We start from the raw sequence: 16,739 nt of genomic DNA, 5'->3' as shown, positions 1-16,739 counted from the left end.
TATCTGTGGAAACCTTTCCCCTGACTAACTGAAAATATCCTTCACAGCTTTGAATTATTATTTATTTTCAGATGCCTTATCTAAATTAATTATACCATAATATTCCATAAAATTAAGTTTTTAAATACTTCTGAACCCATAGTTTTTTTAATATTGAACAAATGCTTAGATAATTTAAAGGATACAATTTATTACTATTAGATTAATACAACAAAAACTCAAAAACAGCACTAACTTTAAAAGGTCTGTGCTGTTTTAATAAATTTTATTGACTTTATATTAAGGAGAAGGTTTTAGTTAATCTAACTTAGCTGCTTTTATATTTTATTATTGAATATCTATTTTTTTCTTCTTGTCATTTCCCTTCGCTAGTTTTGGAAGAGTTATCTTTAAAACGCCATCATTAAAGGATGCATTAATATTATTCTCATCCACATTATCTATATAAAAACTATACAAAGTTCAAAATTTCAATCGCATCCTTGATTGTCTTTTCCATAGCTTCTCTGCCATAATCATCAACTAGCCTTCTATCTTTTGGACTGTGGGTTAAGCAAGCAGCACCGCCTATACATCCATCGTTGCAGGCCATGCCTTCAATAAAGTTTTCTTTTAATACACCTTTACTAGCTTTTAAAAGTGCAGTTCTACACGCTTCAATTCCACTACAAGGGATAGGTGAAACTTTAAAATCTGTTGCCCCTTGTTCCTTTAGCGCCTCTACTACTGCATCTGATAAACCACCACTTCTTGCAAAAATCCTTCCAAAGTAAGAGGCATTGTCTAGCACATCATCTGGTAAATTTGAAAGATTAATATTTCTACAATCAAATAGTGCTTGAAGCTCTTCAAAAGTTAAAACCACATCCACATATTGTTTAACTCTATGTTTTTTAACTTCAGCTTTTTTTGCAGTGCAAGGTCCAATAAATATAACCTTACTATCAGGGTGAATTCTTTTAATATATTTTCCTATTTCAGCCATGGGAGATAGATTATGAGAAATATGTTCCTTTAAATCAGGAAAATTTTTCTCAATGTAGGCTACAAAGGCAGGACAACAAGAACTAGTTAAGAATTCCTTTTCTACCAGTTCCCTAGCTTCCTTGTGGGCTACCATGTCCGCACCAAGGGCTACCTCTACAACATTGTAAAACCCTAGCTGTTTAAGTCCTGAAACTACTTGACCTATATTAGCATTTTGAAATTGTCCTGTAATAGAAGGAGCAATAATGGCATAAATTTTATTATCCCCATTGCTCTCTCGTAGAAGTTTTATGGCATCTAGTATATAGGATTTATCCATAACAGCACCAAAAGGGCATTGATATACACAAGCACCACAAGCAATACATTTGGACTCATCGATATGAGCTTTTTTATGTTCATCCATAGAAATAGCATGGACCTTACAGGCATTTTCACAGGGACGAACACTTTTAATAATTGCATTATATTGACAAGCATTTAAACATTTCCCACAGCTAATACATTTTTTATGATCTATAACTGCTTTATGAGAAACAAAGGAAATAGCACCTCGCGGACAAGCGTTTTCACATCTATGAGCAATACAGCCTCTGCAAGCAGGTCCAACAGAAAATTCAGTTATAGGACACTCATCACAAGCAATATCTAAAACTTCAATTACATTGGAATTATTTTTATTTCCACCCATGGCAAGTTTTATACGTTCATTTAAAATTGCACGCTCTTTATAAATACAACAACGAATAGAAGCTTCTGGACCTGGTACAATTTTTTTAGATATACCTAGCATTCCACCCTCTAAATTATCCTCAAAAGCAAGCTTTGCAACTTCTTTTAACACCTCATATTTAAGGGCTTGAACATTAGTATCAAATAATCTCATAATTCTACCTCCTAACATAAGCTTACTTTAACTTTTTTATCCATTTTCATTAAAAGACTTTTTAGTTCTCTTATAAATTCCATTTTAATTGATGAGTTAATCTTTATATCATCCATTTCATGACCAGGATTAATTGCTTTACCAATAAAGAAATTTACATCAGTAGCTTCCTCAAAGAGCAACTTGGCAAGTAAGGAAGCACCATCAGTTTTATTCTCTAAATCAAGTGAAATTTTACTATCCTCTAAGTACTTTCTACCTATTTCTACTACCCTGCCAAGGGTAATAACTCCTTCAGTAACTAAATCTACACCCTCTATGTGAGCAATGGCAGGTATTTCTTCATTCTGAGAATTTGCAACTATTTTAATAGGTTTATTTAAATAGTTACTAACCATTTTTGAGGTACTCCCACCACATACTATCTTTTTACCTACCTTAGAAAAAAATAGTTTTAGTATTATATTGTCCTCTTCTTTTTTCTCAGGAGGGCCTATAATAAGGTTTACTACCTGTCTTTTCCTTATCTTAAATACTGCAACCGTTGAGTCATCCTGAGGAGTACCAAGAGATAAATCCATGCAGGCATCAGCAATGGTGGAGGCCATTCTTTGTGGGGACATATTAGGGGTATACCATAACTCTATATATTTAATAATTTCATCCCGCTTCCAACCATTTGTAGTAACTCGCCCTAGACCAGCACTAGTAATGCCATCTGTAAGTAAAATAACCATATCTCCAACTTGGAGTTTTATATTACTTTCATAGATTTGTTTTTCTCCAATAATCTTACAGGTGGATGAATAGGAATAATTTTTACCCTCTCTCACTATAATTGCTGTAGGGTTATCAAACTGACCTAAATAAGCATTATTGTCATAGTGATAAAATTGAAATATTGTAAAAGTTGAATAGGCAAGATTTCTAACCTTACATACAGGTAAGGTCTTTGCTACGGTATGCACGCTATGTTCAATAGACATATTTCCAGCCATCATGGTACTTAAAATTTTCGAAGTTAGTGTGGCCAGGATGTTTGCCTTAATTCCACTACCAAGCCCATCAGAAAGTACAATTGTGGTGGTATCCTCCTTCTTTACCATGGTATAATAATCTCCGCAAATCTTTTCACCATGCTTATTGAGGCTTACAAATCCACACTCCATAAATATGTTTTTCACTAGTCTTCATCCTCCTCAAACATAGTGTTTTTTAACTCATTTAAGGCAACTTGTGTTTCAGCTGTGGTTTCACCAAGTAAAGAAGCGATTTCGTGAACAATACCTATTTGCTTTTCTAGTATTATATCAGCAATATTCTTTGCGTTATTTCTTGAAGCTAGAAGTTTTTCTCTCTTTAACTGTTTCTTAGTTATATCCTTCATTATGCAAATTACTACATGGCTGTTTTTATCATATACTAGCAACTCTTCTATATATTTTTCATATTCTGCTAAATAAATCTTCTTACTTATTCTACCTTCCTCTTTAGAAATTACATTGACAAAATCAAACTCGTCCATAATTCTTGACACAGGTACACCGATAATATCTTCACTTTTGGAAATACCAAAGATATTACAGGCAGCTCTATTAATTTGTTGAATCTTTAAATCCATATCCACAGCTAAAATTGCATTTGGAGTTGCACTTATAATTTTGTCAGAGAAGGATTCTGCTTTACTTCTCATATAAGGAAGACACATGGTTATTTCCGCTTTACCAAAATATACAGCAATAGCTTTTTCTCTACAGGTATGATATCCACAGGTACCACAATTAAGTTCATCACTGAGACTATTTCTACCCATTTTTTTAAGTATAGCTGCAATATCACTTTTGCTAGGAGGAAGATAAACAATCTCTTCACTGTTAATTTCCTTATTGAGATTCATATCTATGTTTAAATCATAATCGCAGAAAGTTTCCCTATTAAGAGCAAGTTCCTCCACCTTTATTTGTGCATTTATACGGTTTAATTTGTTTTTACCTTTTGCAGGACCATTAACACAACTGCCATTGCAAGCACTCATTTCGATGAAGCAATTTTGAAATTTACCTTCCTCTATTTCATTAAGTGCATCAATACAATTATCTAGGCCGTCTATAGGAATGTATTTATAATTTGTATCTATATTCATGGTCCTAATTATTCCACCAGCCACAGGAAAGAATCTAGATAAGTATTTTGAGGAGGGTATATCTTCCGTGTTAGTTACTTCAATCTGTTCTTCCTCAAGCCACTGATTGAGCTCATCAAAGGTTAAAGCTATATCTATTAGTCCAGGATAGTTTTCTGCCTCATCTTTTTTAGAAATACAAGGGCCAATAAACACCACCTGTGCCTTGGGATTCTCCTCTTTTATCAACTTTCCATGAGCTTGCATAGGGGATAAAACAGGAGCTAAATTTCTAAGAGTATTAGGATGATGCTTTTGAATTAACTTAACTACTGTTGGACAACAAGAAGAAATTATTGTTTCCCCTGTGTTTTTAGCTATGAGTTTTTCATACTCACTCTTTACTAAAAATGCGCCTTGTGCTGTCTCATAGGCCTCTGAAAAACCTAGTTTTTTTAATATCTCTTTAAATTCTTCAAAGGTTGAAACATTATAATTTGCAATAAAAGAAGGAGCAACACTAGCAATAATCTCTTTATCCCCTCTAATTAAATTTTTAACAATCTCTAAGTCATTCCTAACTTCTTTAGCATCTTGAGGACAGGTTAAAATACAATTTCCACAAAGTATACAGTCTCTTTCTAGGATTTGTGCCTGATGATCCTTAACTTCAATAGATTTAACAGGACAATTCCTTACACACTTATAACAATTTTTACAATTAGCCTTTTTTAATTTTAAAATGCTCATATGCTAATCAACCTTCTTTAAAACATATTCATCAAAAACCTCTGTTAAATTTTCCTTTGTTACCCCTGTTACAAGCTGTTCATCCACTTTTATGGTTACTCCTGCTTTACAATAGCCAAGACAAAAGGCAACCTTAACCTGAACCTGACTATCTAAGTCTTTTTCAGTTATCATTGCCTTTAAATTATTCATTATTTCATAAGATCCTCTAACATGACAACTGCTACCTATGCATACTAAAACATCCATTTTACAGCCTCCTTTAGAATGTTCATTCATAATTTTAACTAAAATTTAACTACTGTAATTGATAAAACATTCACATTGTTCTCATTGTAACATTGAACTTAAGTAGTGGGTAATGTATAATTTATATGTCTAATATGTTTAATAATGAATGGATGATAGTAATGAATTTATTACACTTAAAATATATTGTAGAAGTTGAAAAGACTAATTCCATAACTAAGGCTGCTCAGAATTTATTTATGGGACAACCTAATTTAAGCAGAGCTATTAAGGACCTTGAAAAGGAGATTGGGATAACTATTTTTAAGCGGACTGTTAAAGGGGTTGAACCCACTAGAAAAGGTGCTGAGTTTTTATCCTATACAAAGGCAATTTTATCTCAAATTAACGAGTTAGAGTCTTTATATAAACCTTGTGAGTCTGACGTCATAGAATTTAATATGTCTGTGCCTAGGGCAACCTATGTTTCTGTTGCATTTTCTGAATTTGTTAACTCCTTTAAAGAGGAAAGGGAAATAAACATATTCTTTAAAGAAACAAACTCCATGGGAGCAATAAATGATGTGAATAACGGGGATTCTAATTTAGGAATTATTCGTTATCAAAAACTATATGAAAGCTACTTTTTATCATTTTTAAAGGATTCGGATTTACAATATGAACCCCTCTGGGAATTTGACATGTGTTTGCTTATGTCAAAAGACCATCCCCTTGCTCACCATGAAGATATCCCTTATTATGACCTATGCGACTATACAGAGATTGTCCATGGAGATTTTCAGGTACCTTCTCTTTCTCCTAGTGAAATTAAAAAGGATTTTAGGGCCAAGTTACCTTCCAAACGGATTTATGTATATGAGAGAGGAAGTCAATTTGACTTATTACAAAGGGTGAAGGGTTCCTTTATGTGGGTATCTCCAATTCCTCAGGATGTTTTGGACCACCAGAATATGATTTTGAGAAAATCTTCCGCTGGCTCATTAGTTAATAAGGACATTATAATTTATAAGCAAAATCATGTGTTTACACCCTATGAAAAGTTATTTATTGAAATGTTAAAGAATTTCACAAAAACCGAGAAAGCAACCAGGGAGCTTAGGTAACTTTATAAGAATTTTACCTATATGAACTTTAGTTTTTCCATATATCACTAGCTTACAGTATTTTGTGGCAAAAATTATATGGTATTTGCAATTCCACTTTTCCTCATGAACAGTTAGAATTACTTGTTCAAAAGGTTTGCCTCCATGTTCTGTTCTATAATAACAATATGAATTCAGCGAATATGAGTTAAAGGATGCAATTTATTATTATTGGATTAATATAACAAAAACGCAGAAACAGCACCAACTTTAAATAGTCAGTGCTGTTTTAATAAATTTTCATTTTAGTTTTTAAAGATTCTTTACTTACCATTGCATATTAAAGATAAGGTCTATCCAGCCTTTTTTCGTAGGCATTATGTTTTTTCATTTCCCTATGCCAGAATATATTGTTTATACCTAACCTGGTAACCACTTTAAGAAGTCCAAGCATTGGCTGTTTAATCTCATAAGGCTTCCCAAGGTTATTAACTAGCTCCTTATTAAAAGCACCTGTTTCCTCATAAACAGCACCTAAATCAGAAATCATTTTTAGTACTTTCTTAAACATCTTTGGCATCATATAAGTAGCAGCAGCTTCTCCTTTGCAAACTGTGCCTAAATAGTTATAGTTAAGCTTTTTAGTAAAGCTCTCCAAATATTTTACAATAAATCTCTCCTGTGAAGTTTCCATAAAACCAGCCTGAATAATAAAACCTAGAGACTTTCCTTCAGCTGCAGGCTCCATAGCCTCGAAAAACTCCATGACAATTCCCGGCATGGCATGAATATAAAGAGGCATTATGATAATAACTGCATCAAAAGCTTTTATATACTTAGCTAGCTCTTTTTTATCACTATTTACTATATTCCTTATTTCACAAGGATTTTTCATATTCTTTATAAAGTACTGAGCAAAAATCAAGCTGTTGCAGCTTTTAGAATCCCCTTTAGGTGAACCGTTTAGAATTAAAGTTTTCATAGCTAGCACCCTCCCTCTGAAACAAATTCTTCAATAGGCTTTATAGTAATGTTCTTGTTATGAAACTGATAGAACACCCTATTTACGTAGTCTACAAAAATCTTTCTGCTATCTTCATCTTCAAATTCACCCTGATAATAAAACTCAATATCTGGATACTTTTCATACCTTTTCACATGCATGGATTCACCTGTATCATAAGAGATATAAGGCAAATAAAGTGGCAGCATTCTGTCAAATAGACTTTTTAAATTGCTACTTACAAAGCCCTTTGAAACCTTTGAGAAATATATGGCCCTGTCAGCTGTTATATACTCATGATAAAAGTCCTCTAAGTCCTTAAAAGCGCATCTTCCAGGTGTTGTCCACCAACAAGTCCAACATCCAGTGCAACCTTTAACCTTACTTTCTCTAAAGTCCAGTGTAAAAGCAGCATCAACACTTCTACCTTCAAATTCCTTGATAACTACAGTTTTCATTTTCTCCCCCCTAAAATTGTAATTTGCCGCAAAAAAAGCTGTAAAAACAATTAATTCTTACAGCTAAAAATTATGACTATTTAATTTAAAATATATTTGTCCTATATACAGTATACTCCACATTTTAGCAATACATTACCATATTCTTAATGCACAGTATTATTAGCAATAGTTACCCATTATGGTATTATTAATCCCCTTGAATATTTGAGTGCATATATGATGTAATATTAGCATTCATCTACTTAATTCATTACATAACTTTAATACTAAAGCACCTTCTCCAAAAACACTCCATCCTTAAAGCCGCCACGTTCTTCCTTCTTTTCTTCTCTCTTTTTAAGAAGGTCTTCCTCAGAGTAACCTAAATTTTCTGAAAGACCAAAGACAACTTCCATAATATCTGCAAGTTCTTCTAGGTTTTTATCTTCCATAAATTCATTAATTTCTTCCTTAAGCTTTTCTTCAAGAAGTGGTAAAAGTTTCTCCTTTGGAACTATAGAAGTTTCACACTTTCTTCCATCCTCTTCAATAACCTGTGGAATTTTATCACGAACTAATTTGTTATAAACTTTCATTTTAATACCCCTTACTTCCAAATTCTATTTATTTCAACTTCATCTATTTCACTTTGGAATATAAGCCTTTATTTCTCTTGCAATATTTAAATATTCATGGTCATGTATATAATGGCTACAATTAAGATAGATGATCTTCCCACCTGATATCTTATTGATAAAGTTTTCTTGAAATTGTGTCCATTGTTTTTCATTCCAACCAGTACCACTACCATTTGAAGAAAACATTAAAATTGGAACCTTTGGCAATTGTCCATTGTCCACTATTTTTGCATTATTTTTAATTTCTTCTACTTCCTTTAGCATAGTTTTAGTTGCAGTTCTTCTGAAAAATATAGCTCTATATATGTCTTTCTCTTCATTGCTTAAAGTGCCATATTTAATAGCGTCACTTTCAGCTATTCCAGGTAAAAGCCTAGTTATTCCTATGTTGTTAGCAAAGGCTGCAGCTTTTATTAAGGGCATATTTAATTTATAATTTTCATAGGCTTCTGGCACTGCCATATCTAGCCCTATAATAGCGCTTACCTCATTTGGATAGTTCTGTGCCCAATACAAGGCTTCAATGCCAGACATAGAATGAGGACAAAGGATAAATGGCCCTTCAATACCAGCTTGTTTTAATGCAGCTCTTGATTGATTTAATATTGTATCGATATCTCTTTTTTCATCAACTACATCACTAAAGCCATAACCCAGCTTTTCTATTACAACTATTCTATAGTCATCACTAAGCTGAGAGAACAAGGATTTAAAATCTAGAATTGGAGAAGAAGTGCCCCCACCTGACATAAACACAAGGGTTTTCTCTCCATGACCTTCTGTGTAAATACTAATTTTATGGCCATTAACTTCAACTATTTCCCCTAAAGGTTTAAACAGCTTAGCTTCTCTCTTCAACTGAATTTTATTGTAAACATACATTATTGATATAATAATCATTAGTACTAATAAACTTATAAGTGCTACTCTCTTTGCTTTTCTTAATACTTTCATTTAATCCCCCAAATATATTGCCATATTCCCACTACAAAGACTAATCAATCTATGGTTAATTATACCATATACCCTTATTGTGTGCCCTATGTTTGTAACATTGTACTAACATGACTTCAACTTCTGCCACGAAGTAATTTGCTATAGACTTACTTTACTAATATCCTTACTCCCAAATTCTATTTATGTCAACTTTATTCATTTCATTACCTTTAAAAGTTAACACATACACATCTGGATTAGTTAAGCTTTGCCAGCCTTCATAGCCAAAGGAACTATTAAAATATTTTATAATCAGTGAAAAAAGCTCTCCATGAGTTACCACAGCAATATTACTTTCTTCTCTTTTAATTAAATCTTTTAAAGCTTCTATAGCTCTAGAGGTAGCTTCTCTTGAGGACTCTCCACCTTCATATTTTAAATCCATATCCTCAAAAGCTGCTCTTAACAGCGGAGTAAAATCCTCTACCTCCTTTGAAGTTAGTACTTTCTCCTTAAGTCTTTCATCAATATTTATTGATAAATTAAGCTCTTTACTTAGTGGAGTTATGGTGTCTACAGCTCTCACATAAGGACTTGAAGCTATGTATTGAATATCATAAGGTTTTAAAAACTCTATAAGCTCTTTAGCTTGCTTTAATCCAAGGTCAGTGAGCTTTGCCTCAGCAGGTTGTCCCTCCGCTTTGCAGTGTCTGATTAGGTATATATTTTTAAGGTTTTCTTTATTGTTTAAGTTCATTGTTCTCATGCCTTTCTTCTTAGAAATAATTTGTTAAAACTTAGTTTTATTCTTTAACTGTTTATAAACTCTTATAGTAATAACTAATTAAATTGAAACTTCAATTATAAATGGAATATAATTTAACCCTTGCAATGCTTTAATTAAAGCAATTTTTCTCTCACTTTAAAACCTTGATTAGCAGCAATTTGGTACAGAGGAGAAATGCACTTTTTAAGTTCATTACTAAACATTTCCTTGGTACCACTTTTATAAAACTCATAGATGTTTTCAACTCTAAAAGCATCTATATATTCCTCTGCAATATCATTAACTTTTTTCTTACACACATGAGAAAAAGCTTCATACTGCAAATCACAAAAATCAGCTATGTAATTATCATAAAGTAATAAGTCATCACTTTTTTTACTATTAATATTCTTAAAGGTAGGCACTAAGTTCCAAATCTGATCATGCAGCACAAAGCTCCAAGGAATAAAGTGATCTATACTTAAGCCACCATGAAGATCATAATTTTCTTCAGTAAAATACTTTCCAGTGTAGATATCTGCAATTTTAGAAGTGCTAATTACATCCTTCCAAAGCTTTGTTGCCTTAGAAAGCTTTCTCTCCTTAGGTGCTTCTAGCTTAAAGGCTATAGCTGGTACATTAGGATTTCTTTTTTGAAGAAAACACACTAACTTGTAATAAGCCCAACCTTTAATTATCCTATAATTATATTTTAAATAGTCTATCCATCCATCTTTTATTCTAATAAAACTCTCATTATCATCATCTTTATATATTCCATAAATACAGTTGCTCTCCATTCTAGATAGTTCTTCCAGCTCCTTCATAGGTTTCTTCTTATCCATAACCTTATCATTAAGAAAAGGAGATAAAAATCTATAGGGGACATTTAAGGTTAAATCCTTTAGCAGCTTAACTAAGGCTTTGTCTTCCGTATTATATAAAAAATTAAGCAGCTTATTTTCCTCATAATTATTTTCAAAGCCATAGGTATCAGCAATGTAATTAACCACAGTAACTAAATTATCACAATACCCAAAACTCAGCTTAAAAGCTCTTAATGGATACCAAGCATTAACTACCATCCTTGAAACTAACTTTTTAAAAGGAATTTCAACACTCCCCAAGGAAACCTCATCAAGTAAGGCAATTAACCAATACATCTTATAACTTGCAGTGACCACCTTATCATCTAAAACTCTTGAAAAGGTTGAATAATCTACTTCTCTGCTATAAGGTATCATTTCTACTGACTTAGGCAGTATTATTTGATTTTGGTCCAATAAAATTTTGCTCATAGCTCTTCCCCCTAACCCATAGCTTTTATTCTCATTAATTTATAATTTTTACTCAAGTTAATATACAAACTCCTATTTAAGAACAACTTTGGAAGCAAATTTAGACGGAACTAGTTAATTACTTATAGGAAAGTCACATTATTACATCTAAGCAACTTCAAAGCTACTTAACAGCTTCTTAATAAAAGAGATCTAATCTTGAAGCTTCCAAAATGTTGTTAATGACAAGGAATCTCAACAAAACAACTTCTTTAGTTTCATTTAAATTAAATTTGCTTACTTACAATTTAAATTTACATCCATAAAATTCTTTATGTTTTCAAGCCCCTTTATGTAGAAGTCTTGTATAGCTTTAACATGGTCTTCTTCACTTAAAAAGGTCAGTAATGACTTATCAATGCATAACCCAATCCACCCTTCCCAGGTTTCTAAATCCAAATTGAAATCTATATTCTTATCTACATAACTCTTCATTAAGTTTCTTACCTTATCAAGGTTCTCATATTTCTCAGAAACCCATAATGAAGTTGAAACCATAGGATAAATTTTATCAGTTAAATATAAATCTACACTTACTTCTAGGTCATTTCCTATACTTACAAATTTTCTGTATATACCATCACTTAAAAGTTGATTGAGTCTATTAGCCTGTGATATCTTCCCAAATTTGCTCAGTACTTCTTGTACTTTATCACTCATAGTTTCCTCAACCATTGAAATTATTCTATCGAGATTTTGAATAAGGTATATATCCTGTGGTAAAAATATTCTTTCTTTGTCCATTCCCAATTCCTCCATATATTCAATTAAACATTGATTTAGTCTATCATCCTTGAATTTCTTAAGCCAGTTGTAAATTTCATACCATCTATATTGAAAAAAATTTATACCAGTAAGCGAACTTAGTGCTTTCTCATCTTCTTTAGGGTCATATAGGGCTGTTAAATAGATAAAATGAGCCTGTATTCCATTATTAGTAAGGTTTAGCAAATGCTCTCTATATCTTTCCAATTGCTTACATCCTTCTTTTGCTCCAAGTTTAGACTCAACAAACACAACATATTTACCTTTCCCTACACTATCGTAAAATTCTATAACTAAATCTGGCCTACTATCAGTTTCATGATGGTCTAATTTTTCATAAGTTCTTTGTGTATCTACTTTAAAGCTATTTATGTCAATATTATCAATGCAAAGAAATTTCTCTATAAACTCGCTTAAAATACCCTTGTCCTTTATCACTTCGCCAAAAATTTCAGTAAGATAATCTTCTCTTGGGTTATTAGGTGAATTTTTAACAAGTTTATATATTCTTTCAAAAACTCCCATGTTCACACCTCATAAATTCCAATTTTTGTTTTTTTTCATTTCATCTGTATTATAACATAATTTTGGTAAGCGGTTATTGAAACAATTCTATTTATGTTAAATGTTAAGAATCAAATAATTATCGCTACTTACTATTGCACTTTGAGCAATTAAATTAAAGCTTGGCTGACAGTCAATCAAACAACAACATATAAATTCCCAAGCTTTTATGCCTTTTGATAGTAAGGAGAGAGTTTTTAGTTTATTAGCTATTAATTTTCTCTTCCATGATCCCTAATCTCATGTACAACTCTATTTCCACATCAAATAGTCTTAGATGAGAAGGTATAAGACTTAATTTCGTTGATAAGTCATTATTTATTTATCAATTATACAATTTGATGATTCTACTGGCCTTTATTTAAAATACCACCATACCAGTTTTTTATTGTTCTGGTATACTTATATTTTGATTCCCATTCTTTTACATTAATAAAGGATAATTTTTAGCTTGCTTGTGGATCTAAATCAATTATTAGAACGCTTTTCACACCTTTTGCAAGCTCGGTAGCATCATTAGCAGTAACTGTTGTTTTACCTACTCCACTCTTATAATTTATAACTGAAACTTCCTTCAAAAATATCCACCTTGAAATTATTAAAAAGTTTCTACTTACATTTAATTTTACGGGCATAGATAAATGTTCAAAATAAATAAATGGTACTTGTTTTTAATCTAACCAAGTACCCTTCACAGTCATTCATCATTAATCATATAATTTGTTGCATATATTAGTGAAATTATTTTAGATTACATAATAAAATTCATGTTAATTCCTCTACTCTATATGTTCTTACAGTTCTACTTCAGTGTTTCTTCTTTATCTAATTCAAATAAGCCCTTAAACCTATACATTATATCTCCTAGTGGACCTCTATCTTTAACAAATACGATACGTTTTTTCGTTGTGTAGGAGTAATTTTAGAATGCTCCATTTCGCATAAAGATATAAATACTTTATTCATATAAGTTTCTGGATTATGCTCCTTTCCATATCTCAAGAAATAATTTTTTCTCCAAGCCCCCTTACAATAGAGTTAATTTCATTAATTATATTATCGATTTATTCGTGTATATCTTTTAATCCCCTACTGACCTTACCTCTAACAATTTTATTATTTTTTAAATTTAAGATATCTACTTACCATACTTTGTTTGCTTTAATATTCCTTATATGATAGGGTTCATCAGTCTTAACATCTAAATTCATTTGTGGAAAGCACATATCCGTAAGCGATATTTTCATTTTTACCTTTATCGTAGGGAAATATGATGAATCTTATGGAAAATTTATCTTTATATGTTATAATATATGTCATAATGCGAAAATTGACAGTATTTTAATCAAATCTCTATGGGGGTGCGCACTGTGAATGTATTCAAATTCTCAATATCCATAAAATCAAAACACAGTTGCTCTGACATTAAACAGAGTGTTATGAATTGCTATAAAGAAAAATCAAAGCATGCTGAAACATATAAAGAATTTGCTGAAAGAAAATGGAGCGAAATTAAAAAGGAACAAATAAAAACAATGTACTCAGAAAAAGCTGTTATTTCATACAATTATTTATCTAAAACTCATTATTATATAGTTCAAATTGATGAACATGACTCTATAGATCAAGCAACATATGAAGTAGTTGTAATATCCTCTATTGAAGATATTAGTGAAGCTTTAAATTACGCATTTGATGATATAAAGAGTAAATTAACCAACTTCAAGCTAAAATTAATTGATAATAAAGCGCTGCTATTTATTTATGTCGGTGAGGATATTATTTCGAATAAAATTATGATAAAATCAAATGTTTTTTCATTTTCTAAATTTCTTTATAGAGAAATTTTCAGGTTGAGTATAATGTTACTAGTTACTCTACTTGGGCTGTTCCTTTCATTTACAAGTGAGAGTTCTACTGTCGATAATGTATGTTATTCAGTTATAGCTTCATGTATATTTTTTATTGTTTCAGAAATTTTAATTAAAATAAATTTTAAAAAAACTATAGAAATAAAAGATCTTACTAATTGGGTTGAGAAGCATGATATATTAATTACTGATTTCGATGGATTAGATGATGATTATAATGCTATTCAAAATCCGATTACATAGGAGGGTATTATGAAGATTCCTTATATAAAAATAGTTCAAAAAAATGAAGTTTTTTATATCACTAAGTTTAAGGCATCAGAGTTAAAAGGTAGGATTAATTTTCATTTTAGAGAACCCTACAGTAATACTCCTGAAGAAGTAATAAAATATAATGACTATATTGACAAATTGAAAAAAAAAGGAATAGAGATAAATGCATCTGATGAAGGTGTCCAGAGAAGGATCCAAATAAGTAGGATAAACAAAATACAACAATTTTTAGATGAAAATGATGATAGTTACTTTCCAACATCTGTTGTTCTTGGAGTTGATATATCTAAGTATGAAGGATTTGAACAGTCTTATCTCAAAATGGAGAGTAATGATTTTGGAGAAATCGAACTTCCACATGATATTACATTTCAAATTGTGGATGGACAGCATCGTTTAGCAGGATTATTTATTTCGGACATGGTAAATAAAGAAGATTTTGAAGTATCGGCCGTTTTGTTATTTAATGCGACAAAATATACTTGTGCAAAAGTTTTTGCCGATATTAATGGTAATCAAACCCCTGTCAATAAATCTGTTATTTATGACTTATTTGATCTTGTTAATAGTACAAACTCTAAATCGAATAAAATTAAAACTTTACATATGTTATGTAAAAAGCTAAATAATGATCCTGAGTCTCCATTATTTCATCATATAAAGATGCTAGGAATTGGCGGCGGAGCTATATCACAAGCTTTCTTCATACAGAGTGTTGATGAAGTATTAAAATCAATAAACTTTGATATTTCAAATATCCAATCAATATATAGTCATTTGTTCATATATCTTAAGTGTTTTCAAAGGGTATTTAAAAAACAATGGCCAGTTATTGAAAGTAAAGCATTTGATGATATATCAGACTTCAATGAATATGCTTCTTATTTAAGTGAAGTTCTTAATAAGGATATTTATAATAACCCAAATCAATTTATTGATTATTCTAATTATGTATTAAAAATTCAGAGAAGTCAATTACTGAAAACAAACGGCTTTGGATCAATTATGCTTCTGTTTCCTTTTGTATATAATGAAGTGAAGGAAGCAAATTATGAAAAATACTTCAATATAATAAACAGTCTAAAAGACAAAATTGATTGGGCAAATGATGAAATACTCATCCAGGGTACTGGCAAAAAAAATCAAAAAAAAATGTTGTATAAAATATTGAAAATATTAAATTACAGTATTTAGTTTCTTACCTTTAAAGCCTTTGTGACTTTTAAAAATTCTAAAACCATTCCAAATAATTGTATTCTCTATTAGCAGTAAGCGGGTTTTCTTCAACCCGCTTTTTTCTAATACTCTAAGATTTTTTTTTAATATTTCTTAGTTACTTTAACACCCCATTCACAAATCAACTAACTTTGAAAAGAACCCAATATTAATTGTAAATCAACAATTGTCTGTTCCCATACTTATATTTTAAATTTGCATGTCTATCCAATATTATGAGCGAACTTTTCCCCTTTAAGTATCCCATAAATTGAGCTACGCTAATTTTAGGTGGAATACTCACTAACATATGTATATGATCTGGGTAGCGTTTGCCTCTATGATCTCTACACCTTTGTGTTCACATAACTTTCTAAGAATTTTACCTATATCAACTTTAATTTTTCCATATATCACTTGCCTACGGTGTTTTGGTGCAAAAACTATATATTATTTACAATTCCACTTACTATGTGCTAAACTTTGACTATCCATATTGGATGACCTCCTTCGTTATTGATGCGGTTGGCGAACCTGTATCTATTTTAACAAAGGAGGTTTACTTTTTTCTACTCATAGCTAAAAGCTTTTTAGAACCACGGGCCTAGCCCGTGGTATTCGTTACACAATAAAAGGATTAGTTTTACTTAAAACCAATCCTTTCAACAAGACCAATATAAATAATTTTCTAAAACTAATACTCCTACATTGCTCTACTTAAGTTTTACCAATGATTCTCTCTTGTTTTACTGTCCATTAAAATGGCATAAATATACGATGAACCTCTAAAATTCTGCAATTGAATAGTAATTTTAAATGGTACATATCTTAGTGCCACTTAAAAATTTATTTTGG

At 31.2% G+C, this 16,739-nt stretch carries 16 protein-coding genes and 3 pseudogenes; 3 read left to right on the top strand and 16 right to left on the bottom strand.

Annotated elements, in window-relative coordinates; translation table 11 throughout:
• Positions 1-327 precede the first annotated feature (327 nt).
• The 5 genes and pseudogenes from J2Z44_RS06540 to J2Z44_RS06520 all read right to left on the bottom strand — a co-directional run.
• A pseudogene (locus J2Z44_RS06540) lies at positions 328-453 on the bottom strand (Hsp20/alpha crystallin family protein); the annotation flags it as partial.
• Positions 452-1,873, bottom strand: a complete 1,422-nt coding sequence (locus J2Z44_RS06535) for a 4Fe-4S dicluster domain-containing protein (RefSeq protein ID WP_021281808.1) — start codon at positions 1,871-1,873, stop codon at positions 452-454. The gene J2Z44_RS06535 and the pseudogene J2Z44_RS06540, both read right to left, overlap by 2 nt.
• An 11-nt stretch (positions 1,874-1,884) precedes the next feature.
• A complete protein-coding gene (locus J2Z44_RS06530; RefSeq protein ID WP_021281809.1) occupies positions 1,885-3,057 on the bottom strand; it encodes a SpoIIE family protein phosphatase in 1,173 nt (390 codons plus the stop codon).
• Entirely contained in the window at positions 3,057-4,745 is a 1,689-nt protein-coding gene (locus J2Z44_RS06525) for a [Fe-Fe] hydrogenase large subunit C-terminal domain-containing protein (protein ID WP_021281810.1), read from the bottom strand. Before J2Z44_RS06525 ends, J2Z44_RS06530 begins: the two co-directional genes overlap by 1 nt.
• Before the next feature lie 3 nt (positions 4,746-4,748).
• Positions 4,749-4,994 (bottom strand): (2Fe-2S) ferredoxin domain-containing protein, encoded by a 246-nt coding sequence (locus J2Z44_RS06520; protein ID WP_021281811.1) that lies wholly within the window; start codon positions 4,992-4,994, stop codon positions 4,749-4,751.
• A gap of 161 nt (positions 4,995-5,155) precedes the next feature.
• Between J2Z44_RS06520 and J2Z44_RS06515 the strand changes: the two genes are divergently transcribed.
• Complete coding sequence (locus J2Z44_RS06515) at positions 5,156-6,097, top strand: LysR family transcriptional regulator (protein WP_021281812.1); 942 nt, start codon at positions 5,156-5,158, stop codon at positions 6,095-6,097.
• Between the two features lie 319 nt (positions 6,098-6,416).
• Here the strand turns inward: J2Z44_RS06515 and J2Z44_RS06510 are convergent, their stop codons facing one another.
• The 10 genes and pseudogenes from J2Z44_RS06510 to J2Z44_RS22045 all read right to left on the bottom strand — a co-directional run bounded on the left by J2Z44_RS06510 (position 6,417) and on the right by J2Z44_RS22045 (position 13,772).
• Positions 6,417-7,058, bottom strand: a complete 642-nt coding sequence (locus J2Z44_RS06510) for an NAD(P)H-dependent oxidoreductase (RefSeq protein WP_021281813.1) — start codon at positions 7,056-7,058, stop codon at positions 6,417-6,419.
• Positions 7,059-7,060: 2 nt separating this feature from the next.
• Complete coding sequence (locus J2Z44_RS06505) at positions 7,061-7,537, bottom strand: flavodoxin family protein (RefSeq protein ID WP_021281814.1); 477 nt, start codon at positions 7,535-7,537, stop codon at positions 7,061-7,063.
• A 269-nt stretch (positions 7,538-7,806) separates the two neighbouring features.
• On the bottom strand, positions 7,807-8,115 hold the full coding sequence (locus J2Z44_RS06500; protein ID WP_021281815.1) for a nucleoside triphosphate pyrophosphohydrolase: 309 nt from the start codon (positions 8,113-8,115) through the stop codon (positions 7,807-7,809).
• A gap of 48 nt (positions 8,116-8,163) precedes the next feature.
• On the bottom strand, positions 8,164-9,111 hold the full coding sequence (locus J2Z44_RS06495; RefSeq protein ID WP_021281816.1) for an alpha/beta fold hydrolase: 948 nt from the start codon (positions 9,109-9,111) through the stop codon (positions 8,164-8,166).
• 166 nt (positions 9,112-9,277) lie between these two features.
• Positions 9,278-9,859 carry a histidine phosphatase family protein gene (locus J2Z44_RS06490; RefSeq protein WP_021281817.1) on the bottom strand — a complete coding sequence of 194 codons (582 nt, stop codon included), beginning with the start codon at positions 9,857-9,859 and terminating at the stop codon, positions 9,278-9,280.
• A 134-nt stretch (positions 9,860-9,993) separates the two neighbouring features.
• Complete coding sequence (locus tag J2Z44_RS06485) at positions 9,994-11,157, bottom strand: HNH endonuclease domain-containing protein (protein WP_021281818.1); 1,164 nt, start codon at positions 11,155-11,157, stop codon at positions 9,994-9,996.
• Positions 11,158-11,433: 276 nt separating this feature from the next.
• Positions 11,434-12,486: a PD-(D/E)XK nuclease family protein gene (locus J2Z44_RS06480; RefSeq protein ID WP_021281819.1), complete on the bottom strand. Its 1,053-nt coding sequence runs from the start codon at positions 12,484-12,486 to the stop codon at positions 11,434-11,436.
• Positions 12,487-12,971: 485 nt separating this feature from the next.
• On the bottom strand, positions 12,972-13,103 hold the full coding sequence (locus J2Z44_RS06475) for a ParA family protein (protein ID WP_021281820.1): 132 nt from the start codon (positions 13,101-13,103) through the stop codon (positions 12,972-12,974).
• Positions 13,104-13,327: 224 nt separating this feature from the next.
• Positions 13,328-13,426: pseudogene (locus J2Z44_RS22050) on the bottom strand (hypothetical protein); the annotation flags it as partial.
• A 241-nt stretch (positions 13,427-13,667) separates the two neighbouring features.
• Positions 13,668-13,772 carry an AbaSI family restriction endonuclease gene (locus J2Z44_RS22045; RefSeq protein ID WP_378109413.1) on the bottom strand — a complete coding sequence of 35 codons (105 nt, stop codon included), beginning with the start codon at positions 13,770-13,772 and terminating at the stop codon, positions 13,668-13,670.
• Positions 13,773-13,895: 123 nt separating this feature from the next.
• Between J2Z44_RS22045 and J2Z44_RS06465 the strand changes: the two genes are divergently transcribed.
• Positions 13,896-14,639, top strand: a complete 744-nt coding sequence (locus J2Z44_RS06465) for a hypothetical protein (protein ID WP_021281821.1) — start codon at positions 13,896-13,898, stop codon at positions 14,637-14,639.
• 9 nt (positions 14,640-14,648) lie between these two features.
• Positions 14,649-15,863: a DGQHR domain-containing protein gene (locus tag J2Z44_RS06460; RefSeq protein ID WP_209649428.1), complete on the top strand. Its 1,215-nt coding sequence runs from the start codon at positions 14,649-14,651 to the stop codon at positions 15,861-15,863.
• A gap of 208 nt (positions 15,864-16,071) precedes the next feature.
• On the opposite strand, the pseudogene tnpA reads toward J2Z44_RS06460, so the two are convergent.
• Positions 16,072-16,331: pseudogene (gene tnpA / locus J2Z44_RS06455) on the bottom strand (IS200/IS605 family transposase); the annotation flags it as partial.
• Positions 16,332-16,739: the final 408 nt, after the last annotated feature.

Origin of the sequence: Clostridium punense (genome assembly GCF_017874425.1) — a bacterium.
GTDB classification, from domain to species: Bacteria; Bacillota; Clostridia; order Clostridiales; family Clostridiaceae; genus Clostridium_J; species Clostridium_J punense.
Note: the sequence above shows the minus strand (reverse complement) of the source record. Positions and strands in the feature narration are given on the sequence as shown.